The organism is Curtobacterium flaccumfaciens (assembly GCF_013359815.1).
GTDB classification, from domain to species: Bacteria; Actinomycetota; Actinomycetes; order Actinomycetales; family Microbacteriaceae; genus Curtobacterium; species Curtobacterium flaccumfaciens.
The window spans coordinates 251,426-272,748 of the sequence record NZ_JABMCF010000040.1 but is presented as its reverse complement, the minus strand read 5'-3'; the positions used below and the strand labels follow the sequence as shown (position 1 = coordinate 272,748).

At 71.1% G+C, this 21,323-nt stretch carries 20 protein-coding genes and 2 tRNA genes; 7 read left to right on the top strand and 15 right to left on the bottom strand.

Going from position 1 to position 21,323, the window contains the following annotated elements; genetic code table 11:
* Positions 1-6: 6 nt before the first annotated feature.
* The 5 genes from HP445_RS15000 (at position 7) to HP445_RS14980 (ending at position 5,022) form a co-directional block, all read left to right on the top strand.
* Complete coding sequence (locus HP445_RS15000; RefSeq protein WP_111033506.1) at positions 7-1,233, top strand: PucR family transcriptional regulator; 1,227 nt, start codon at positions 7-9, stop codon at positions 1,231-1,233.
* Positions 1,234-1,328: 95 nt separating this feature from the next.
* Entirely contained in the window at positions 1,329-2,270 is a 942-nt protein-coding gene (locus HP445_RS14995; protein WP_128779728.1) for an ACP S-malonyltransferase, read from the top strand.
* Positions 2,267-3,319, top strand: coding sequence for a beta-ketoacyl-ACP synthase III (locus HP445_RS14990; protein ID WP_071405345.1), 1,053 nt, complete (start codon positions 2,267-2,269; stop codon positions 3,317-3,319). Before HP445_RS14995 ends, HP445_RS14990 begins: the two co-directional genes overlap by 4 nt.
* Before the next feature lie 122 nt (positions 3,320-3,441).
* Entirely contained in the window at positions 3,442-3,690 is a 249-nt protein-coding gene (locus tag HP445_RS14985; protein WP_017886710.1) for an acyl carrier protein, read from the top strand.
* Positions 3,691-3,777: 87 nt separating this feature from the next.
* Positions 3,778-5,022, top strand: coding sequence for a beta-ketoacyl-[acyl-carrier-protein] synthase family protein (locus HP445_RS14980; RefSeq protein WP_027465338.1), 1,245 nt, complete (start codon positions 3,778-3,780; stop codon positions 5,020-5,022).
* An 81-nt stretch (positions 5,023-5,103) separates the two neighbouring features.
* Here HP445_RS14980 and HP445_RS14975 read toward each other — a convergent pair whose 3' ends face one another.
* The 6 genes from HP445_RS14975 to HP445_RS14950 all read right to left on the bottom strand — a co-directional run bounded on the left by HP445_RS14975 (position 5,104) and on the right by HP445_RS14950 (position 10,064).
* Entirely contained in the window at positions 5,104-5,604 is a 501-nt protein-coding gene (locus HP445_RS14975) for a DUF3145 domain-containing protein (RefSeq protein WP_241660347.1), read from the bottom strand.
* 158 nt (positions 5,605-5,762) lie between these two features.
* Entirely contained in the window at positions 5,763-6,608 is an 846-nt protein-coding gene (locus HP445_RS19220) for a DUF1684 domain-containing protein (RefSeq protein ID WP_128779727.1), read from the bottom strand.
* Positions 6,605-7,729, bottom strand: a complete 1,125-nt coding sequence (locus tag HP445_RS14965; RefSeq protein ID WP_175330824.1) for an AI-2E family transporter — start codon at positions 7,727-7,729, stop codon at positions 6,605-6,607. Before HP445_RS14965 ends, HP445_RS19220 begins: the two co-directional genes overlap by 4 nt.
* Positions 7,730-7,736: 7 nt before the next feature.
* A tRNA-Ile gene (locus HP445_RS14960) sits at positions 7,737-7,811 on the bottom strand.
* Positions 7,812-7,824: 13 nt separating this feature from the next.
* Positions 7,825-9,036, bottom strand: a complete 1,212-nt coding sequence (locus HP445_RS14955) for a glycosyltransferase (RefSeq protein WP_111023008.1) — start codon at positions 9,034-9,036, stop codon at positions 7,825-7,827.
* Between the two features lie 113 nt (positions 9,037-9,149).
* Positions 9,150-10,064 (bottom strand): DMT family transporter, encoded by a 915-nt coding sequence (locus tag HP445_RS14950; RefSeq protein ID WP_171907811.1) that lies wholly within the window; start codon positions 10,062-10,064, stop codon positions 9,150-9,152.
* Positions 10,065-10,103: 39 nt separating this feature from the next.
* On the opposite strand from HP445_RS14950, the gene def reads away from it, so the two are divergent.
* Positions 10,104-10,679, top strand: a complete 576-nt coding sequence (gene def, locus HP445_RS14945; RefSeq protein WP_128779726.1) for a peptide deformylase — start codon at positions 10,104-10,106, stop codon at positions 10,677-10,679.
* Between the two features lie 73 nt (positions 10,680-10,752).
* Here the strand turns inward: def and HP445_RS14940 are convergent, their stop codons facing one another.
* A complete protein-coding gene (locus HP445_RS14940) occupies positions 10,753-11,241 on the bottom strand; it encodes a hypothetical protein (RefSeq protein ID WP_071405350.1) in 489 nt (162 codons plus the stop codon).
* 52 nt (positions 11,242-11,293) lie between these two features.
* Here HP445_RS14940 and HP445_RS14935 point away from each other — a divergent pair, with 52 nt between their 5' ends.
* Complete coding sequence (locus tag HP445_RS14935) at positions 11,294-12,796, top strand: ArnT family glycosyltransferase (RefSeq protein WP_128779725.1); 1,503 nt, start codon at positions 11,294-11,296, stop codon at positions 12,794-12,796.
* A 13-nt stretch (positions 12,797-12,809) separates the two neighbouring features.
* Here HP445_RS14935 and HP445_RS14930 read toward each other — a convergent pair whose 3' ends face one another.
* The 8 genes from HP445_RS14930 to HP445_RS14895 all read right to left on the bottom strand — a co-directional run bounded on the left by HP445_RS14930 (position 12,810) and on the right by HP445_RS14895 (position 21,241).
* Positions 12,810-13,385 (bottom strand): pentapeptide repeat-containing protein, encoded by a 576-nt coding sequence (locus tag HP445_RS14930; protein WP_164941088.1) that lies wholly within the window; start codon positions 13,383-13,385, stop codon positions 12,810-12,812.
* 131 nt (positions 13,386-13,516) lie between these two features.
* On the bottom strand, positions 13,517-15,049 hold the full coding sequence (locus HP445_RS14925; RefSeq protein WP_164941087.1) for a hypothetical protein: 1,533 nt from the start codon (positions 15,047-15,049) through the stop codon (positions 13,517-13,519).
* 87 nt (positions 15,050-15,136) lie between these two features.
* Positions 15,137-15,209, bottom strand: a tRNA-Asn gene (locus HP445_RS14920).
* A gap of 115 nt (positions 15,210-15,324) precedes the next feature.
* Positions 15,325-16,335, bottom strand: a complete 1,011-nt coding sequence (locus HP445_RS14915; protein ID WP_241660346.1) for a D-isomer specific 2-hydroxyacid dehydrogenase family protein — start codon at positions 16,333-16,335, stop codon at positions 15,325-15,327.
* Positions 16,332-17,261 carry an ATP-binding cassette domain-containing protein gene (locus tag HP445_RS14910; RefSeq protein ID WP_128779724.1) on the bottom strand — a complete coding sequence of 310 codons (930 nt, stop codon included), beginning with the start codon at positions 17,259-17,261 and terminating at the stop codon, positions 16,332-16,334. Before HP445_RS14910 ends, HP445_RS14915 begins: the two co-directional genes overlap by 4 nt.
* 148 nt (positions 17,262-17,409) lie before the next feature.
* Positions 17,410-19,107: an ABC transporter ATP-binding protein gene (locus tag HP445_RS14905; RefSeq protein ID WP_110864663.1), complete on the bottom strand. Its 1,698-nt coding sequence runs from the start codon at positions 19,105-19,107 to the stop codon at positions 17,410-17,412.
* Positions 19,104-20,129, bottom strand: a complete 1,026-nt coding sequence (locus HP445_RS14900) for an ABC transporter permease (protein ID WP_128779723.1) — start codon at positions 20,127-20,129, stop codon at positions 19,104-19,106. Before HP445_RS14900 ends, HP445_RS14905 begins: the two co-directional genes overlap by 4 nt.
* A gap of 2 nt (positions 20,130-20,131) precedes the next feature.
* The gene (locus HP445_RS14895) at positions 20,132-21,241 is read right to left on the bottom strand and encodes an ABC transporter permease (protein ID WP_372439454.1); all 1,110 of its coding nucleotides are present in this window, start codon (positions 21,239-21,241) and stop codon (positions 20,132-20,134) included.
* Positions 21,242-21,323: the final 82 nt, after the last annotated feature.

Genomic DNA, 21,323 nt, shown 5'->3' with positions numbered 1-21,323 from the left:
CAACCCGTGACGACGGTCCGCCCGGACCACGAGAGCCAGGAGAGCGCGCGCGAGCGCGCGCTCTCCTGGCTCCGTCAGGTGTCCGGAGAACTCTCCACAGCCACGATCAAGCGGCTCGAGGACACGCTCCCCTGGTACAGCGAGATGCCGCCGGGGCGCCGCTCCGCCGTGGGCCTCGTCGCCCAGGCCGGCATCACCTCGTTCATCAGCTGGCTCGAGGGCACCGCGTCGACGCCGTGGATCGCCGCGGCCGACGTCTTCGGGTCCGCCCCGCGGGAACTCCTGCGCTCGGTGAGCCTGCAGCAGACCCTGCAGCTCATCCGCGTCGTGGTGACCGTGGTCGAGGAACGCGCCGCCGACGACGAGATGCTGCAGGAGGCGATCCTCAAGTACTCCCGCGACATCGCGTTCGCCGCCGCCGACGTCTACGCCCGCGCAGCCGAGGCCCGCGGCCTGTGGGACGCCCGGCTCGAAGCGCTCGTGGTCGACTCGATCCTCTCCGGCGAGTACGACGACGAACTGCCGTCCCGGATCGCCGCCCTCGGGTGGCACGGCCACGGCGAGGTCGCGGTGCTCGTCGGCACCGCGCCGAAGCAGCTCGAGGTCGACCAGGTCCGGCGGACCGCACGGCACATGGACGCCGACGTGCTCGTCGGGGTCCAGGGGTCGCGGCTCGTCGTGGTGATCGGCCGCGCCACCCCGCGCGACGACGTCCCCGAGGGCGAGGAGCCCGTCTCCTTCACGACCATCGCGCAGGCCCTCGAACCGCTGTTCGGCGACGGGCACCTGGTGCTCGGCAACGAGGTCCCCGGGGTCGTCGACGCCTCGACCAGCGCGAAGGCCGCCCTCGCCGGGTTCGCCGTCGCGCGTGCCTGGCGAGGCGTCCCGCGCCCGGCCCTGGCCGACGACCTGCTGCCCGAACGTGCCCTGGCCGGCGACCCGCTCGCCCGGTCGGCCCTGGTGCAGCGCATCTACGTCCCACTCAAGGACCAATCGACCGAGCTCCTGCAGACGCTCTGGTGCTACCTGGACACCGGGCGTTCGCTCGAGGCCACGGCGCGCGAGCTCTTCGTGCACCCGAACACCGTGCGCTACCGCCTGCGCCGGGTCGCCGACATCATCGGGTGGGACGCCACGCACGCCCGTGACGCCCTGATCGTGCAGTCGGCGCTCATCCTCGGCGCGATGTCCGAGTCCGCGACCGGCCGCCGCCGCATCACGCCCCGACGCTAGAGCGCTCCGGACGGTAGAGAACCGACAATGTCCCGCGGGGATTCGTGTGGGAAGTCCACACGGGCCCCGCGGGGTGAGAACGCGAGGATTGTCCGGTGATCGTCGTCGTCGCGCCCGGACAGGGCTCCCAGACCCCCGGCTTCCTCGCCCCCTGGCTCGAGGACGCCACCGTTCGTGAACGAGTCGGGCAGTGGTCGGAGTCGATCGGCGTCGACCTCGCCGAGCACGGCACGAACTCCGACGCGGACACCATCAAGGACACCGCGCTCGCACAGCCCCTCATCGTGGCCGCCGGCCTGGTGACCGCCGACGCACTGCTCGCCGCGGGCCGTCGTGCCCTGGTGGGCGGGGTCGCCGGACACTCGGTGGGCGAGTTCACCGCCGCCGCGGTCGCCGGGATCCTCGAGCCGACCGACGCCGTCGCCCTGGTCGCCGAGCGCGGCCGGGCCATGGCCGACGCCGCAGCGCTCGAGCCGACCTCGATGGCCGCCGTCCTCGGTGGCGACGCCGACGCGGTCGCCGCAGCCCTCGCCGAGCACGGCCTCGTGCCCGCGAACCACAACGGTGGCGGCCAGACCGTCGTCGCCGGTGCCGCAGACGCCATCGCGGCCCTCGCCGCCGACCCGCCCGCCAAGGCCCGGGTGATCCCGCTCGCCGTGGCCGGTGCGTTCCACACCCGCTACATGGCCCCCGCCGTCGAGCGGGTCGCCCCGGTCGCGGCCGCCGCCACCGTGCAGGACCCGACCCTGCCGATCTGGACCAACGCCGACGGCTCCCGCGTCGACGACGGGCGCCGCTTCGTCGACCTGATGGTCCAGCAGATCGCGAGCCCCGTGCACTGGGACGCGGTCATGGAGTCCTTCTCCGCCGCCGGCGTGACCGGCATCATCGAGCTCGCACCCGCCGGTGCCCTCGTCGGCCTGGCGAAGCGCGGCCTCCGCGGCACGCCGACCGTCGCCATCAAGACCCCCGACGACCTGCCTGCAGCGATCGACCTGCTGCAGCGCGCGGGCCAGGAAGCAGACGCAACCGCATGACCGACCCGACCACCCCGACGGACGCCCCCACGGGCCTCCCGACCGGATCCGCGCGCCCGCTGCTCCAGCAGCGTCGCGGCCACGAGTTCACCCGGATCCTGGCGTTCGGCGCCGCCCGCGGCGAGAACGTCGTGCCGAACGACGACCTCGTCGGCCCGATCGACTCGTCCGACGAGTGGATCCGCCAGCGCACCGGCATCATCACCCGCAAGCGCGCGGGCAAGGACGTCGAGGCCGTCGACCTCGCCGAGGCCGCCGCACGCGAGGCCATCGAGAAGGCCGGCATCGAGCCGTCCCAGATCGGCGTCGTGCTCGTGAGCACCGTCACGCACACCGTGGCGACCCCGTCGATGGCGTCGCTGCTCGCCGAGCGCATCGGGGCCACCCCGGCCGCCGCGTACGACATCAGCGCCGCCTGTGCCGGGTACGCCTACGGCATCGCCCAGGCCGACTCGTTCATCAAGTCCGGACTCGCCGACCACGTGCTGGTCGTCGGGGCCGAGAAGCTCAGCGACGTCGTCGACCCGACCGACCGCTCGATCTCGTTCCTGCTCGGGGACGGTGCCGGCGCGGCCGTGATCGGCCCGAGCGACTTCCCGGGCATCGCCCCCACCATCTGGGGTTCCGACGGCTCGAAGTGGGACGCCATCGGCATGACCGCGACCTACAACGAGTGGGAGGCCGGGGCACCGCGTCCGACCATGCGCCAGGCCGGTCAGACGGTGTTCCGCTGGGCCGTCTGGGAGATGGTCAAGGTCGCCCGCCAGGCGCTCGAGACCGCCGGCGTCCGCCCCGAGGACCTCGCCGCGTTCGTGCCCCACCAGGCGAACATCCGCATCATCGACGAGTTCGCCAAGCAGCTCGGCCTGCCGGAGACGGTGACGATCGCCCGCGACATCACCACCACCGGCAACACCTCCGCCGCGAGCATCCCGCTCGCCACGCACCGCCTGCTCGAGGAGCACCCGGACCTGTCGGGCGGCCTCGCCCTGCAGATCGGCTTCGGCGCCGGACTCGTGTTCGGTGCCCAGGTGGTCGTCCTCCCCTGATCCCCCTCCGGTCGCGCACCCGCGCGCCCGGTGCCCATCCCGACGAGCCTCCGCGCACCCGGACCCCGCGTGCCCTAGGCTGGTCAACGGTCAAACGACACCCCCCTTCAAGGAGAACACTCATGGCCCTGTCCAACGAAGAAGTCCTCGCCGGCCTGGCCGAGCTGATCAACGACGAGACCGGTATCGCCACCGACACCGTCGCTGCCGACAAGTCCTTCACGGACGACCTCGACATCGACTCCATCTCGATGATGACCATCGTGGTCAACGCCGAGGAGAAGTTCGACGTGAAGATCCCGGACGAAGAGGTCAAGAACCTCAAGACCGTGGGCAACGCGGTCGACTACATCGTCAAGGCCCAGGCCTGACACGAGCTTCCTGAGCGCCGCGGCCCGCGGACCCCTGCGGGCCGTGGCGCTCATCTTGTTCACCCCAACGAAAGAGCACGTCGTCCCATGACCAAGAAGACCGTCGTCGTCACCGGGATCGGTGCGATCTCACCCCTCGCCGCGACCGCCCCGGACACCTGGGACGCGCTGCTCGCCGGCAAGTCCGGCATCACCCGCATCGAGGACCCCCGCTACGCCGAGCTCGAACTCCCCGTGGAGTTCGCCGGCCAGGCGCGCCGGTTCCTCACCGACCAGCTCACCCGCCCCGAGTCGAAGCGCCTCGACCCCTCGTCGCAGCTGTCGCTCGTCGCGGCACGCGAGGCCTGGGCCGACGCCGGCATCGACGACGAGTCGGTCGTGCCCGAGCGCCTCATCGTCGACTGGGCGACCGGCATCGGTGGCGTCAACACGCTGCTCGACGCCTGGGACACCCTGCGCGAGAAGGGTCCGCGTCGCGTCCTGCCGATGACGGTCCCGATGCTCATGGCGAACGGCCCCGCCGCCGCCATCGAGATGGAGTTCGGCGCCCGTGGTGGTGCCCGCACCTACCTGTCCGCCTGCGCGTCGTCGACCGAGTCGCTGGCCGAGGCGTACCGGCACATCGCCGACGGCGACGCCGACATCGTCATCACCGGTGGCGCCGAGGCCGCGCTGCACCCGCTCCCGCTGGCCGCGTTCGCCGCGATGCAGGCCCTGTCGCGCCGGAACGACTCCCCCGAGACCGCGTCGCGTCCGTACGACGTCACGCGTGACGGGTTCGTGCTCGGTGACGGCGCTGCGGCGCTCATCCTCGAGTCGAAGGAGCACGCCGAGGCCCGCGGCGCGACGATCTACGCCGAGGTCGCCGGCTCCGGCATCACCTCGGACGCCTTCCACATCACTGCGCCGGACCCCGAGGGCAGCGCCGCCGCCCGTGCGGTCCTGCAGGCCCTCGAGCACGCCGACGCGAGCATCGAGGACGTCGTGCACGTCAACGCGCACGCCACCTCGACCCCCGTCGGCGACGTCGCCGAGTACCACGCGATGCGTCGGGTCTTCGGCGACCACCTGGACGACGTCGTGGTGTCCGCGACCAAGGCCTCGACGGGCCACCTGCTCGGTGGTGCCGGTGCGATCGAGGCGGTCTTCACCGTCCTCGCGCTGCACAACCGCGTCGCCCCGCCGACGATCAACCTGCACGACCAGGACCCGGAGATCGTCATGGACGTGGCCCGCGAGCCGCGTGCACTGCCCGAGGGCGACCTGCTCGCGGTCAGCAACTCGTTCGGCTTCGGCGGCCACAACGCCGTGGTCGCGTTCCGCAGCGTCTGATCCGTCGCACCCTGCCAGGAGGCCCGTCCCGCGTCGTCGGGGCGGGCTTCCGTCGTTCCGGTGGCCGGTCTGGTGGTCGGGTCAGCCGACGCGGTGCAGCCAGACGACCGGGTTGCCCTCGGCCGCGTGGCGGAAGGGCTCGAGCTCGTCGTCCCAGGCCTGCCCGAGGGCGAGCCGGAGCTCACGGTGCAGCTCGAGGGCGTTGCTGCCCGCGACCTCCATCGCGTAGCGCACCCGGTCCTCGGGGATGACCATGTTGCCCGTGACGTCGGTCTGCGCGTAGAACACCCCGAGGTCGGGCGTGTGCATCCAGCGGCCGCCGTCCGAGGCGCTCGTCGGCTCCTCGGTGACCTCGTACCGCAGGTGTTCCCACCCGCGCAGGGCCGACGCGATCGCGGCACCGGCGCCCACCACACCGGTCCACGTGTACTCGGTCCGGCGCGCACCGTCCTGTGCGGGCTGGTCGAGCCACGAGAAGTTCACGGCACGGTTCATCGCGCGACCTGCTGCCCATTCGACGTGCGGGCAGAGCGCGCGGGGTGAGGAGTGCACGTAGAGCACTCCTGTCGTCGTTCCGTTCACGGTTCCTCCGATACGTCAGGTGCGACTTCCCCATCGACCTGGTGCGGAGGATCCTGACCCGAGGGGCCACGGAACCATCGGTATGCGATTGTGATGTCCCGACGGGACACGCCCATTATGCAGCGCTGCGGCTGGGAACGGCAAGGAACCGACCCCGATCAGTGCAGGACGGCACCGTCCGCGTCGACCGGGTGTCGCTCCCCCGCCGTGATCGGCACCGGGACGCGGTTGTCCTCCGGTGGGATCGGGCACGCGTACTGGTACGAGAACGCGCACGGCGGCAGGACCAGCAGGTTCCAGTCGAGCTCGACCGTGGCCTGCATGCCGGGGTCGTCGAGGTACAGGAACCGACCCATGGAGTAGGTGCTGCCCGGGTCGTCCTCGGGCAGGGCGCTCGTGCCGTCCTGCACGATGAGCTGCAGCCGCGGGGCTCCGCGGTGGGCAGCCGACCGGACGGCGACGAACCGCACCGTTGCGCCACCCACGACGGTCTCGATGTGTCCGGCGACCGGCAGGGCGTCGCCGGCGGCGTCGCGGACGCTGCCACGGGCCTCCAGGGCGTCTCCCGCAAGCGGAACGTACGTGCCGGACGTCACCCAGTCGCCGGACCACGCGAAGCGGGCGATCTGCGCGAAGCGGGCGATCGACTCGGACGACGGGTCCCAGACGCGCAGGGTGTCGCCGCTGACGCTGCCGGCGAAGCCGTCCGGCAGCGCGACGGTCGACGGCACGACGGCGGTGTCGCCGGCCACCAGGACCGTGCCGTCGACCGGGACGCCGTCGACGACGACACCGGCGGAGGCCTCGGCCGTCACGGTGAGTCCGCCGACGGCCGGGGCCCACGTCCCGGGGACCGGCCAGACCGGCTGCGGGTGGTCGACGTGCTGGGCGTTCACCAGGGCGAGCGGCCCACGGGCACTGCGCGCCCAGCGGTCACGGTCGTGGACGTGCTCGGCGAAGGCGGCGACGACCGCGTCTTCGGGTGCGCCGGTGCCGCTCGTCACGCCTGCTCCTGGCGGGGGTAGATGACCTTCTGCACGATGATGATGACCGACGCCGCGACGGGCAGCGCCACGAGTGCGCCGAGCACGCCGCCGATCGTGCCGCCCGCGACCGCCGCGATGACCACGAGCGCGCCGGGCACCTGGACCGCACGCGACATGATGCGCGGGGAGATCAGGTAGGCCTCGACCTGCATGTAGACGAGGTAGTAGATGGCAGCGGCGAGGGCGGTCGCCGGCGACGCGAAGAAGCAGAGCAGCGAGATGACGATCGCGGCGACGAGCGTGCCGACGAGCGGGATGAGCGAACCGAGGAACGCGAACGACGCGAGCAACACCGGCAGCGGCGCGCCGATGATGAGCAGGAAGAAGAAGCTCAGGATGCCGTTGATCAGTGCCTGCGAGACCTGCCCGACGACGTAGCGGCCGACAGCTTGCGTGATCTGCTCGCTCACGTCGATGAAGTTCTGGCGGCGCGAGGCCGGCACGAACCGGTACGTCGCACGCTTCATGCCCCGCATCGACGCGAGGAAGTAGAGCATCAGGATGATGACGATGAGCGCCCCGGTGACGCCGGACAGGATGCCGCTGCCGACCGCCAGGATCCCGCCGCCGACGCTGAGCAGGTTGCCCGGCTTCTCGACGAACGACTGCAGCGACTGCAGGGCGTGGTCGATGTCGAACGACCCGGCGAACTGCTTCGACAGGTCCTGCACCCACTGCTGCTGCGAGATGTCCTGCACGATGTCGGGGAAGTTCTGGATCAGGTTCGACGCCTGCTCCACCAGGATCGGCACCACGGCGAACACGATGCCGGCGAAGGCCCCGAGCACCGCGACCACGACGATCGTGATGGCCGACCAGCGCGGGATGATCCGCTCCAGGAACGACACGAGCGGGTCGATGCCGAGTGCCAGGAACAGTGCGACCCCGATGTAGACCAGGACCGTGCTGAGCTCGTTGATGATCGCACCGGCGAGCAGTGCGACGAGCACACCGATGGCACCCATGAACCCGAGACGGAAGGCGTTCACGCGCACACCGGTACCGCCACGGGTCACCTCGAAGGTGACGTTCGGTGTCGGTGCGTGGTCGTCCTGCGACGTGTCGCGCTTCCTTGGCATGTGCACGTAGGGCGGGCGGGACTCGAACCCGCGGATCGTTCGGTTATGAGCCGACTGCCTTGACCAGCTTGGCTACCGCCCCTCGCCGGAGACCCTCAGGCCACCGGCTCACCACGATACAGCGACTCGAACGTCGACAGCGTGCGGTTGATGTCGTGTGCCTCGATCATGGCCAGACTGCGATCCCGCATCGCCACGTACTCCGACTCGGGCGCGGTGAGCACCGTCGTGAGCTTCGCCGCCAGGTCGTCCACGTCGCCCGGGGTGAACAGGTACCCGTTGCCGTCGATCAGGTGCGGCAGCGCCATCGAGTCGGCGGCGACGACGGGCAGCCCGGACGCCATCCCCTCGAGCGACGAGATGCTCTGCAGTTCCGCCGTGGACGGCATCGCGAACACCGTCGCGTTGGTCAGGGCCTCCTGCTTGCGCTCGTCGGAGACGAAGCCCAGGAACCGCACGCGGTCCTCGAGCCCGAGCTCCTTCGCCAACGCGGTGAGCTTCGGGATCATCTCGCCGTCGCCGACGATGGTCAGCGTCGCGGACAGCTCGGCGGGCAGCAGCGCCACCGCGCGGACGAGCACGTCGAGGTTCTTCTCGGGGGCCACACGGCCCACGAAGACGATGTCGTTGTTGACCGGGCGTCCCTCGCGCGCCACGTACCGGGACGCGTCGATGCCGCACGAGATCGCGAGGACCTGCTGGCCGGCGATGGCCTTCCGCAGGTAGTCGGCGGCGAGGTTCGTCGGCGTCGTGATGGTGTCGGCCAGCCGGTAGGTCTTGGCTGCGTCGCTCCACGCGATCTTCAGTGCGAGGGGCAGCGTCCACTTGCCGAACGGCGTGTACTCGAGCAGGTTCTCCGGCATGAAGTGGTTCGTCGCGATGACCCGGATGCCGCGGTCGTTCGCCTCGTGCACGATGCCGCGGCCGATGACCACGTGCGACTGGATGTGCAGCACGTCGGGCTTGACGGCGTCCAGGATCGGTCCGGTCCACTTCCGGACGCTCCACGGCCAGACGAAGCGCAGCCACGGGTGCAGCGGCCACTTGTACGACTTCAGGCGGTGCACGACGAGCGTGACGCCGTGGTGCTCCTCGTCGAAGGTGCCGTAGTGGCGGCTCGAGGCCGGGGCCACGACGTGCACCTCGTGCCCGCGCTCGGCCAGGCCGACGGCGAGCTGCTCGGCGAAGGTGGCGGCGCCGTTGACGTCGGGGGCGAAGGTGTCCGCTGCGATCAGCACGCGCAACGGTCGGTGACCGCCCGTCGCTTCCGTCGGTCCGGCGGTGGCGGTGGTGGCGTCTCCTGACACGGCTGAGTTCGTCCTCTCGTGGGCGATGGCTGGTCGGCAGTGACGCTATCGCACCAGGATCGACGGTCGCGTCAGCCGCGCGGATGAGGGCGGCGACCACCGGGCGCGCGGCGTCAGGCCCGGGTCTGCGGGTGGTGCTTGGCGAGCAGGAACACCCCGGTGATGGCGATGCCCGCGGCCACCACGAAGCCCGCGACCGCGAACCACGGCGCCCCCGAGGCCTCGCCGAGCACGATCACGCCGATGCCGACCGCGACGATCGGGTCGATCACCGTCAACCCCGCGATCACGAGGTCGGCCGAGCCGCTCGAGTAGGCGTTCTGCACGAAGTACCCACCGAGCGACGCCGCCACGACCACCCCGACGATGGCGAGCACCGTCAGCCAGTCGAAGGTGCCGTTCACGAACCGGTTCAGCACCACCTTGGCCAGCGTCGCCACGAACCCGTAGAGCACCCCCGCCCCGACGATGTAGTACAGCGCACTGCGGTGCTTGGCGACCAGCCGGAAGGACACCAGCACGAGCACCAGCACGACGGCCAGGATCACCAGCACGGTGACGAGCTGCTGGCGGGTGATCGCGCTCTCGTGCCCGACGAACGCCGCGATCCCGACGAAGATGCCGACGCCGATGATGCACGTCCACACGGCCCGCCGGGCACGGCGACCGAGCGGCACACCGGACGACCGCGACGAGAACCACGTCGTGATGACGAGGGCGACGGCACCCAGGGGCTGCACGACGATCAGGGGCGCGAACGTGATGCTGATCAGCTGGAGCACCACCGCGATGCCGAGCATGAGCGTACCGAGCACCCAGTAGCCGCTCGAGACGAGCCCGACGACGTGCCGGACGCTCAGCCCCTTCGACTGCCGACCGAGACGCGCCTCGACCCGCTGGACCCCGCGGCTCTGGAACTGCGCCCCGAGCGACAGGAACACCGCACCGATCAGCGCCACCGGGATCATCAGCGCCTGGAACGGCGTGAGGTTGCTCACGGCGTCGGGCAGCTGGAGGTCCGTCGTCACGCGTCGAGGCTACCGTCCCCCGCCGGATAACCTGGGTGAATGGCCGTTCTCCCGATCCGCATCACCGGCGAACCCGTCCTGCACGAGCGTGCAGCCGAGGTCACCGCGTTCGATGACGACCTCCGCACCCTCGTCGCCGACATGCTCGAGACCATGGACCTGGCACCGGGCGTCGGCCTGGCCGGTCCGCAGGTGGGCGTCGGTAAGCGCCTGTTCGTGTACTCCTACATCGACGACGACGACGTCCTGCACCGGGGCGCCGCCGTGAACCCCGTCCTGTGGATCACGCCCGCGGTCCCCGAGTCCGTCGAGGAGCTCGACGAGGACGAGGAGTCCGAGGGCTGCCTGTCGATCCCGGGCGAGCGGTTCCCGCTCCGCCGCTCCGAGGGCGCCCTGCTGCGGGCCTTCGACGAGCACGGCACGCCGTTCGAGGTCGAGGCGCACGGCTGGCTGGCCCGGATCTTCCAGCACGAGTACGACCACCTGGACGGCTGGCTCTACGCCGACCGCCTGGTGCACCCCTACGGCAAGCAGGTCGCCAAGGCGATCCGCAAGAGCAGCTGGGGCGGCCCCGGCCAGTCCTGGTTGCCGGGTCGCGACCACCCCGAGGGCTGACGCCCGTCGGCGTCGGCACCCGGTGCCGTCCAGCCGGTCGCTGGTCCGGCGGCGGTCGGCCTGGAGGCCCGGCTCAGCCCCGGTAGGCAGCGAGTGCGTCCCGCAGGCGGTCGGTCTCCGGGTGCCCGGGGCAGTACCGCAGGAGCCCGGCGGCCACGTGCGCACCGCGCGCGTCGGCGACCGCCGACGTCCACGGCGCCGAGCCGCGGACAGCGCACGTGCTCGCGAGCTCGACCAGGGTCGCGTCACCGCGCGCCGCCGCCACCGCGGCCTGCTGCTGGCTCGACGGCACCGACCCGGTCAGGCGCTTCGCCGAGCAGTCGGCGCGCTCGGCCTCCCACACCGCCGAGTAGGTGGTGTAGGTCTCGCTGTCCGATCCGTCGGCGGCGCAGACGAACGCGAAGACCACGGGCGACGCGCCCGAGCCCAGGCCGGTGTCCGAGCTTGTCGGGTCCTCGGACGCGTCGGTGTCCGGGCCGACACTGCTGCAGCCGGTGAGCACCGCCGTCACGGCGACGACGACGCCGAGGAGCGTGAGTCGAGGCGAACGGGAACGGTGCACCTGTGAACGCTAACAGCAAGCGCTGCGGACGACCCGTACGGCGGCTCCTGCGATGATGGTCCGGCATCGCCCTGTCCTGGAGGTCCTCATCCCCCGCCTGCACTCCCGCCCCGTCCGTGCGACGGCCCTCGTGGTCGTCGCCCTGGCTGCTGTGTTCGTCGCCTACTGGCACCTCGGCCGTCCGACCATCGTGAACGACGAGTTCGTGTACCTCCGCGCGAGCTGGGCCTACGTGCACGGGAACTTCTCGCTCAACCTCGAGCACCCGCCGCTCGCGAAGTACGTGTACGGCGTGGCGCAGCTCCTGGTGGGACAGGGGCCGCTCGGGCCGAGGCTGGTGGCTGCGACCGCGATGCTCGGCACGGGTGTCGTCCTGTTCCTCTGGCTGCGACGCGAGGTCGGCTTCTGGACCGGCCTGACCGCGGCGGCGATGTGGTGGCTGACGCCGCGTGGCTCGGGCTCGTCCTGGGCGGAAGCCGGGTCGGTCATCGGTGTCCGCATCGACCGGTTCGCGATGCTCGAACCCCTCATGGTCTTCTTCGCCGTCGCCTCGCTCGCCGCGGCCTGGCGCTGGATGCGGACCGGCAACCGGTGGTGGGTGGCCGCAGCCGGTGCGCTGCTCGCACTGTCCGTGACGTCGAAGGTGTCGACGGCGGTGCTCGTCCTCGCCGTGGGCGCACTCCCCCTGCTCTTCCGTCGGTGGCGCGACCTGGGCGTCGGTGCGCTGTACGGCGGCGTCGCGTTCGTGGTCGTGTTCGTGGTCGTCTACCTGCCGGTCGGGCTCTTCGGGGCCATCGGGCAGATGCTCCGGTTCCAGGCGCAGCAGAACGCCCACGGGCACCCGACGACCATCCTCGGGACGATCTACCCGGCGGCACCGTGGTGGGCGAACTTCGCGTTCCTCGCCGACGGCACGGGCTGGTTGCTGCTCACCGTCCTGACCATCGGTGTGGTCGCCGCGCTCGTCGTCCGACCGGACCGCCTGGTCGCGTACCTCGGCATCGCCCTCGGTGTCTTCCTCGTCTTCTACGTCATCGTCGCCAACGTCTCGCTGCCGTACTACTACGACGCGTGGATGCCGTTCATCATCGCCTTGGCGGCGATCGGGTACGGGCGGCTGGCGACCGTCCGGCCGCCCGTCGGACGCATCACGGCGGCAGTGCTCGTCGCCGCGCTGCTCATCCCCGTCGCACGGCTGGGCGTCGCCGTCGTGCAGACCCGTCCGAGCGGGATCGCTCTGCTCTCGGATGCTCTGAAGGTCCGCGGACACGACTCCGAAGGCGTCCTCTTCAGCCAGTTCAGCGCCAACACCTGGCGCATCTACTTCGGGGACCGTGGCTCCATGCGCCCTGAGAACGGACCGTTCGACGCTGTCGTCGTCGGCTCGGACACCCGGCGGACCATGCCCGAGCAGGTCCGGACGTTCCTCGACGAACACGCTGCAGAACTCCAGCACTTCCGGCTCGACTACCTCGACGTCTACGTGCCCCGACAGGGCATCATCGAGGACAACAACCGGGACGGCACGCTCAGGGTCGAGCCCGACGCTCGCTGACCGCGATCGAGGTTCAGCTGTCCTGTCCGGCGACGACGACGTCCACCGGCGCCTCGAGACGACCGCCGTGTCGTGCGTCCGTGCGGATCTGGCACCGGACGGTCGTCGTGCCGACCGGCGCGGTGACCACACGGTCACTGCAGTTCGGAGAAGTCAGTCCGAGTGGCAGTGCCAGTCGGAGCACGACGCGGACTGCTGTGCCGTCGGTGCTCCGGACCGAGAGCGCTCCGGGTTCCAGTGCTGTGCCCCGGACGCTCATCTGCTCGATCCGAGCGCCCGACAGGTCGGCACCGGAGACGTCTGCACCGTCGATCCGGGCGGAGGAGAGATCAGCGTCCGCGAGCCGGGCTCCGCGCAGATCAGCACCGCGCAGATCGGCGGCGTGCAGATCAGCCTCCCGGAGGTCCGCGCCGCGCAGGTCGGTCGAGCGCAGGTCGGCTCCGAAGAACACGGTCTCGGAGAGGTCTGCGTCACGGAGGTCAGCACCACGCAGGTCTGCGAGCCGGAGGTCGGCCGTCGAGAGATCGACCGATGACAGGTCGGCTCCGGGGCACGCCGTCGCCGTGGCCGGCCCCGGCTCGGACACCACCGCACAACCGTCGACATCGTGACTCGTACCCCCGTCGTCGCCCGGCCTGAGGAAGGCTGCGACACCGATCACCACGACGAAGGCAGCTGAGGCGACTCCGACGCTCACCCCACGGGCGCGACGGGACGCGCTCACGACTCGACCCCGGTCAGCCATCTCGGCAGGACGTCGAGCCCCCAATCGGAGTACCACGCGGCGGAGTGTGCGTAGGGGAAGAACGCGCTCAGCGGGTTGTACAGCACGAAGAGCGCGGCGAGCACCACGCCGACCACGGCCGTCGCGACGGAACGCATTCGCGGTCGGAGACGTCGGAGCCACGTCCGGACACCGACCAGGACGACGACCACGGCCAACGGCATCGCTGGCAGCAGGTAGCGACCGGAGAACGCGTACGACTCCCCCAAGTTGACCATCGTGGCGGCGTTGAAGCAGAGGACGGCGAACGTGTAGGTCGCCGCGACCGCGGCGCACCAGGTGAGCGCCGCATCGTGCAGGATCCGTCGGGCCTGCGTCAGCGCGATCCCGATGCCGACGACGGCGCTCGAGGCTCCGAACAGGACGACCGACGGGTTCGGACGCCACGGGAACGAGGCGCCCCAGAAGAAGAACAGTGACTGGAAGTAGATCGTCACCCATGACCACAGGAAGGACAGCGGCGCGAACGCCGGCAGCGTTCCGTTCACCTCGGCCAGGTCGTGGGCGCGGGAAGCGGCGTAGTTCCGGCGGAAGATCGCGTAGTCCATGCAATCGGCACGACTGTGCAGGGCAGTACAGGCGGGGTTCACCGCGTGGAACCGCAACAGGTTCAGGCCGAAGCGCTCGATCGCGAGAGCGGTCAGCACACCGCCGATCACGAGCAGCACGATCGACTGTCCGGGTCGCGCGCGGAGTCCCCCGACGGTTCGCTGCACCGGGTGCCGCAACCACGACCAGCCGGCGGCGCGGTACCGCAGCAGGATGGCGAAGAACCCTCCCGCGAGCACGAACGGCGCCTGCGAGTACTTCATCAGGAGGGCGAACAGCGCTGCGACGGCCATCCAGGCCAGCGTGCGCAGTCCCCCACCGCGGACGAAACGGACCGCGACGGCGGCGAACACGAAGAGCGCTGCCATGGCCGGGGCGTCGTAGCTCACCGACGCGGCCTGCCAGGTGAACCGCCCCGTGAACGCCGTCGCCACGATCGCGAGCAGCCCGATCGACGCGGGGACGCGAGCGTGCTGGAACAGCGACCGGAGCGCGATGAGCCCCGAAGCTGCCCACAGCACGTCCACGGCACGGAGAACGAAGACGACTTGCTCGTAGTCGAGCCCGATCGCGAGTGCTCCGCGCGCGGGGAACGACATCAGGTAGTGGTACAGGTACAGCGGCGACCGGACGAGCTCGCCCATCCAGAGCTGCGACGGGTCGACCTGCTGCAGGTAGGGGCCCGCGAGCACGGGGCGCTCGGCGTAGAGCAGGATGTTCCAGACGTGCCCTCGCTCGTCCGGGGCCGCGGCCACGTGGACGTGGAACCACCCGGCGAAGGCGAACCCCATGACGACGAAGACCGTCAGCACCACCACAAACGACGCTCGTGACGACAGTGCGACGTCCACCGCCTGCACGACGGACCGCCGCTCCGTTCGCTCCGAACGTCCGCGGCGGGACTCCCGAGTGTTCGTCATGACGGAACGATCGTACAGGGAGCACCGAACGCGCACGACGACAGCAACGCAAAAGGTCCCCACCCCCGAAGGGATGAGGACCTGTCGCTCCCCGAGTTGGACTCGAACCAACAACCTGCCGGTTAACAGCCGGCTGCTCTGCCAATTGAGCTATCGAGGATCACTGTCCGCTGGCGAATGACGTGCGAACAACGGGTAACAGCATAGCAGGACGCCGAGGCCCTCCACCGCATCGGACACGCCGCCCGGGCGCGCCGCGCTTCGAGGCCCCCGTGTCAGTAGCCGGCGACCGGGTCGACGACGCCGACGAAGCCCCCGCCGTCGCCCCCGAGGAACGCCGCGGCGTTGAGCCGGACGCGCTCGGCGAGCAGGGGTGCGACCATCTCCGGGGTGTCGGCCTGGTGCGGGGTGATGACCGCGCCGGGCTCCGACCAGAGCGGGTGCCCGTCGGGCAGCGGCTCGGGGTCGGTGACGTCGAGGCCGACCGCGGCGATCTCCCCCGCGCGCAGTGCGGCGACCAGAGCGTCGGTGTCGACGAGGCCGCCGCGGGCGATGTTCACGAGCCGGGCGGACGGCTTCATGATGCGGAACTGCCGCTCGCCGAAGAGCTTCGCGGTGCCCGAGGTCATCGCCGCCGCGATCATCACGACGTCGGCGTCGGGCAGGACCCGGTCGAGCTCGTCGGTGGTGACGGTCCGCGCGGCTCCCGGCACTGGCTCGGGCGAGCGGCGCACGACCGTGACGTCGACGTCGAACGGCGCGAGCAGCCGGAGGTACTCGAGGGCGATCCCGCCCGCACCGATCACGACGACGTTCCGCCCGTACAGCGAGACACCCTCGGGCTCGGTCGCCCACGACGACGCACGAGCGCGCTTCTGCAGGACCCGGAGCGTGCCGAGGGTCAACGCGAGCGCGTGCTCGGCGACCGGCTCCGCGTAGGCGCCCTTGGCCGAGGTGAACAGCACGCGGTCGCCGTGCTCCTGGATCAGGTGCGCGAAGGCGTCGACGCCGGCGAACGGCAGCTGCACCCAGCCCACCCCCGGCGCCGAGGACAGCGCGTCGGCGAGGCCGGCCGGGTCGCGGGGGTCGAGCCAGACGACCCCGCGGGTGTCGGCGTCGAGCGGCGCGACGGTGCCGCCGGCCTCGGTCACGGCGTCCACGTGCAGGTCCGTCGGTTCCGGCAGCACGGCGACCGGCCCGGGCTGCGGGGCGTCGATCGGCAGCGGTGCACCCGACGTGGGGACGACGGCGCGGTGGCCGCGGAGGCCCTGGGCAGTGGTGCTCACGCGTTCTCCTGACGGTCGGTGCGCGGGCCGGTGCCGGCGGCGAGCGGACGGCGCGGCGCGGACGAACGGCGGGCCGTCGTCGGTGCCGGACGACGCTTCACGCCGCGGGCCGCGGTCGAGGCGAGGGTCTTGACGTAGGGGTCGACCGGGTTGTCGAGGACCTCGTCGAAGGTGCCGAGCCCGACGAGCCGGGCATCGGCCATCACGGCGACGCGGTCGGCGAGGGCGCGGGCCTCGCGCAGGTCGCTGGACACGACGACGGCCGAGAACTGCCGGCCGCGCTGCAGGGTCGCCAGGGCCTCGAGCACGGACTGCCGCACGAGTACGTCGACGCCACGCGCCGGTTCGTCCGCGACCAGGAGCTGAGGCTCGAGCACGAGCGCCTTCGCCAGGGCGACACGCTGACGCTGCCCGCTCGAGAGCTCCCAGGTGTTCAGGCGCATCGCCCCGAGCGGCAGGTGCACCGCGTCGAGCAGCCGGGCCACGATGAGCCCGGCCTCGCGCCGGTCGAACCGGCGGTCGCGGGCGTAGATCGGTTCGGCGACGGCCTCGCCGACGGTCAGGTCCGGGCTGAGCCGGTCGGCGCCGTCCTGCGCCAGGTACCCGATCCGGCCGCTCAGCCGTTCGAGCTTGCGCGACGAGGGACGGAGGCCCCGGGTCTTCTGGCCGAGCACGGTCAGCTCGCCGCCGACGATGTGCCGACGGAGGGCGCCCTCGCCCTCGCCGTGGGATCCGAGCTGGCCGGCGATGGCGGCGGCGAAGGTCGACTTGCCCGATCCCGACTCACCGAGCAGGGCGAGGATCTCCCCCTGCCGGACCGTGAGGCTCACGCCGTCGACTGCCCGGATGGACTCGCCCCCGCGTCCGCCCCGGTACTCGATCGACACGTCGTCCGCGACGACCGCCGGTCCGTTGACCGCGATCATGGGTCCCCTTCCACGCCGCCCCCTGGCGGCGGTTCGCGACGGGCCGCCCTGGCAGGTCCGTCGTGCGTGCAGCAGTGGAGACGACCGCCCTGGAGGCCCGGCGTGCGTCGACGACGCTGGCCGGACCTCCAGGGCGGGTCACGTCGGGTCAGGACCCGACGTTCTCCAGTCGCTCCAGCGTACGCCGTCGCTCCGCCTGCTCGGCTGGGTCCGGCACCGGCAGCGACGCGAGGAGCCGCTGCGTGTAGGGGTGCTGCGGCGCGCCGAGGACCTGCGCCGTCGTGCCCGTCTCGACCAGGTCGCCGCGGTACAGCACCGCGATCCGGTCGGACAGCGCGCCGACGACCGCGAGGTCGTGGCTGATGAACAGCGAGGCGAAGCCGAGGTCCTGCTGCAGCTCGAGGAAGAGCTCGAGCACCCGGGCCTGCACGGAGACGTCGAGCGCACTCGTCGGCTCGTCGGCGATGAGCAGCTTCGGCCGGAGCGCGAGCGACCGGGCGAGCGATGCACGCTGGCGCTGCCCGCCGGAGAGCTCGTGCGGGTAGCGGTCGCCGTAGGCGGCCGGGAGCTGCACGGCCTCGAGCAGCTCGTCCACCCGCTTGCGCGCGGCACGGGGGCTCGAGACCTCCTTGTGCACGACCAGCGGCTCGGCGACGCACTCGGCGATCGTCAGCAGCGGGTTGAACGAGGTCGCCGGGTCCTGGAACACGAACCCGATGTCCTTGCGCAGGTGCTTGAAGTCGCGTTCGCGGTACCCGAGCATCTCGGCGCCGAGCACCTTGAGCGAGCCGCCGGTGACCTTCGTCAGGCCCGCCATGGCCCGGCCGATGGTGGTCTTGCCCGAGCCGGACTCCCCCACCAGGCCGAGGACCTCGCCCGGACGGATCGCCAGGTCGACGCCCTTGACCGCCTTGAACGCGGGCGAGCCGAGCCGCCCGGGGTACTCGATCTCGAGCCCCTTCGCCTCCACCAGCGGGGTGACGTCCTCGGAGATCGCGGCGCGCCGGGCCACCCCGGTGGACGCCTCGAGCCGGGGCACCGCGGCGAGCAGCCGCTTGGTGTAGTCGGCCTGCGGCGTCGCGAACAGTGCCGTCGCCGTGGCCTCTTCGACGATCTCGCCCTGGTACATCACGGCGACGCGGTCGGCCAGGTCGGCGACCACGCCCATGTTGTGCGTGATGACGACGATCGCGGTGCCGAACTCGTCGCGGCAGCGGCGCAGCAGGTCGAGGATCTCGGCCTGCACCGTGACGTCGAGTGCCGTGGTGGGCTCGTCCGCGATGATGACGCTCGGCTCGAGGGCCAGCGCGCTCGCGATGACCACGCGCTGCTTCTGCCCGCCGGAGAACTGGTGCGGGTAGTGGTCGACGCGGGTCTCGGGGTCGGGGATGCCGACGCGACCGAGGTAGTCGATGGCCTTCGCCCGTGCTTCCTTCTTGGACACGCCGCCGTGGGCACGGAGCCCCTCGGCGATCTGCCACCCGACGGTGAAGACCGGGTTGAGCGCGGTCGACGGCTCCTGGAACACCATCGCGCCGGCGGTCCCGCGGAGCTCGCGGAGCTTCTGCGAGCCGACCGACACCACGTCGGTGCCGTCGAGCAGCACCGCGCCGCCGAGTGTCGCCGTCTCCGGCATGAGCCGCAGCATGCTGCGGGCCGTGACGGACTTGCCCGAGCCGGACTCGCCGACCAGGGCGAGGACCTCGCCGGGGCGGACGTCGAGGCTGACGCCCTTGACCGCGTCGACGGCGCCGCCGTCGGTCGCGAAGGTGACGGTCAGGTCGTCGACGACGACGACCGGCTCGGTGGTGGTGTCGCCCGGTTGCAGGCGGGTGGTCGGGGTCATGCGCCCGTCCCTTCCGTGTCGTTCCCGGCGGTGCGCGGTGCCTCGGGGTTGCGCGAGTCGCGCGTCGACACGAGCTGCTTCAGGCGTCGGCGTGCACGCAGGCGGGGGTCGGAGATGTCGTTCAGGCTCTCGCCGATGAAGGTCACGCCGAGCACGAGCACCACGATCGCGACACCCGGGTAGACACCGGTCCACCAGACGCCGCTCGCGACGTCCGAGAGCGCGCGGCTCAGGTCGTAGCCCCACTCGGCACCGGACGTCGGACCGATGCCGAACCCGAGGAAGCCGAGGCCGGCCAGGGTCAGGATCGCGTCGCTCGCGTTGAGCGTCAGGATGAGCGGCAGCGAACGGGTCGAGTTCCGCAGGACGTGCCGCGTCATGATGCGCCACGGGTTCGTGCCCATCACGCGCGCCGACTCGACGAACGCGTCGTTCTTCAGCCGGACGGCCTCGGCACGCACCACGCGGAAGTACTGCGGCACGTAGACGACGGTGATCGAGATCGCCGCCGCGATGATGCCGCCCGAGTAGCTCGAGTTGCCGCCGGAGATGACGATGGACACGATGATCGCGAGCAGCAGCGACGGGAACGCGTAGATGGCGTCGGCCACGACCACCAGGACGCGGTCGAGCCAGCCGCCCAGGTACCCGGAGACCATGCCGAGCAGGACACCGACGATGATCGAGACGATCACGGCGACGATGACGACGAGCACGGCCGTGCGGGCGCCGTAGAGGACGCGACTGAACACGTCGAAGCCGCCGACCGTCGTGCCCCAGATGTGCTCGGCACTCGGTGCACCGGTGCGCGGGAAGCTCTGCCCGTCCGCGCCCTGCAGCTGGCCGAAGCCGTACGGGGCGAGGAGCGGGGCGAACACCGCGACCAGCAGGTAGAGGGCGCAGATGACCACGCCGACGATGAGCATGGCGCGCTGCCAACCGGTGCTCCGGCGCAGCTGGACCACCACGGGGAGCCGCTTCCAGAGCGGCTCGTGGCGGTCGATGAGGGTGGTGTCGGCCATCGTCAGAACCTCACTCTCGGGTCGATCAGGGCGGCGACGACGTCGACGATGAAGTTGGTCACCGCGACGATCACCGCCAGCATCGCGACGATGCCCTGCACCGCGACGAAGTCACGGGCCGACAGGTACTGGTTGAGCTCGAAGCCCAGACCGCGCCACCCGAAGGTCGTCTCGGTGAGCACCGAGCCGCCCAGCAGCATCGCGATCTGCAGCCCCATCACGGTGATGATCGGCACGAGGGCCGGACGGAACGCGTGGGTGCGCACCAACCGCGACTCGCGCACACCGCGGGACCGGGCGGCGTCGACGTACTCGGAGCCGAGCGACCCGATCATGTTCGCGCGCACCAGGCGCAGGAAGATGCCGGCGGTGAGCAGGCCGAGCGTCAGCGCGGGCAGGACGGCGTGCTGCAGCACGTCGCCGATGACCTGGGCGTTGCCGGTGCGGAGCGCGTCGATGATGTAGATGCCGCTCGCGCCGGGGATGCCATCGAGGATGAGGGACACCCGGGTCGAGGCCCGGTCGCCGAGGGGCAACCAGCCGAGCCACACCGAGAAGACGAGCTTGAGCAGCAGACCGCCGAAGAACACCGGCGTGGCGTAGGTCAGGATCGCCAGCGCGCGGAGCAGCACGTCCGGCCACTTGTCACGCGTGTACGCGGCGAGCATGCCGAGGGGGATGCCGAGCACCAGCGCGACGATGAGCGCGTAGAACACGAGCTCCGCGGTCGCACCGCCGTACGTGACGATGATGTCGGTGATCGGACGGTTGTCCGTCGACGAGGTGCCGAAGTCACCGCGCAGGATGTTGCCGAGGTACTCGAAGTACTGCACGAGCACCGGCCGGTCGTACCCGGCGGCGTGCAGGCGTTCCTGCAGCTGGCTCGGCGTGAGTCGGCCGCCGACCGACGCGGTGATCGGGTTCCCGATGACGCGCATCAGGAAGAACACGAGCGTCACCAGGATGAAGACGGTCGGGATGATGAGGAGGAACCTGACGAGGATGTACCGGCCGAGTCCGCCACCACTGTTCTTGGCACTGCGTTGTGCCTGTGGCTTGGTGGGATCGGTGCCGTTCACGTCCTGCGTCGCCTCGGGAGTGCTGAGGGTCACGGGGTGTGTGCCTTTCGTCGCCGTTGCACAGGCACGCGGGCGTTCCTCGTGGGAACGCCCGCGGCCTGCACGTGGGGCTTGG

Coding starts and splice junctions, on each gene's coding strand:
- HP445_RS14990 (WP_071405345.1), top strand. CDS start 2,267: ATGACCGACCCGACCACCCCGACGGACGCCCCCACGGGCCTCCCGACC.
- HP445_RS14985 (WP_017886710.1), top strand. CDS start 3,442: ATGGCCCTGTCCAACGAAGAAGTCCTCGCCGGCCTGGCCGAGCTGATC.
- HP445_RS14980 (WP_027465338.1), top strand. CDS start 3,778: ATGACCAAGAAGACCGTCGTCGTCACCGGGATCGGTGCGATCTCACCC.
- HP445_RS14965 (WP_175330824.1), bottom strand. CDS start 7,729: ATGCCAAGGAAGCGCGACACGTCGCAGGACGACCACGCACCGACACCG.
- def (WP_128779726.1), top strand. CDS start 10,104: ATGGCCGTTCTCCCGATCCGCATCACCGGCGAACCCGTCCTGCACGAG.
- HP445_RS14935 (WP_128779725.1), top strand. CDS start 11,294: ATGATGGTCCGGCATCGCCCTGTCCTGGAGGTCCTCATCCCCCGCCTG.
- HP445_RS14925 (WP_164941087.1), bottom strand. CDS start 15,049: ATGACGAACACTCGGGAGTCCCGCCGCGGACGTTCGGAGCGAACGGAG.
- HP445_RS14910 (WP_128779724.1), bottom strand. CDS start 17,261: ATGATCGCGGTCAACGGACCGGCGGTCGTCGCGGACGACGTGTCGATC.
- HP445_RS14905 (WP_110864663.1), bottom strand. CDS start 19,107: ATGACCCCGACCACCCGCCTGCAACCGGGCGACACCACCACCGAGCCG.
- HP445_RS14900 (WP_128779723.1), bottom strand. CDS start 20,129: ATGGCCGACACCACCCTCATCGACCGCCACGAGCCGCTCTGGAAGCGG.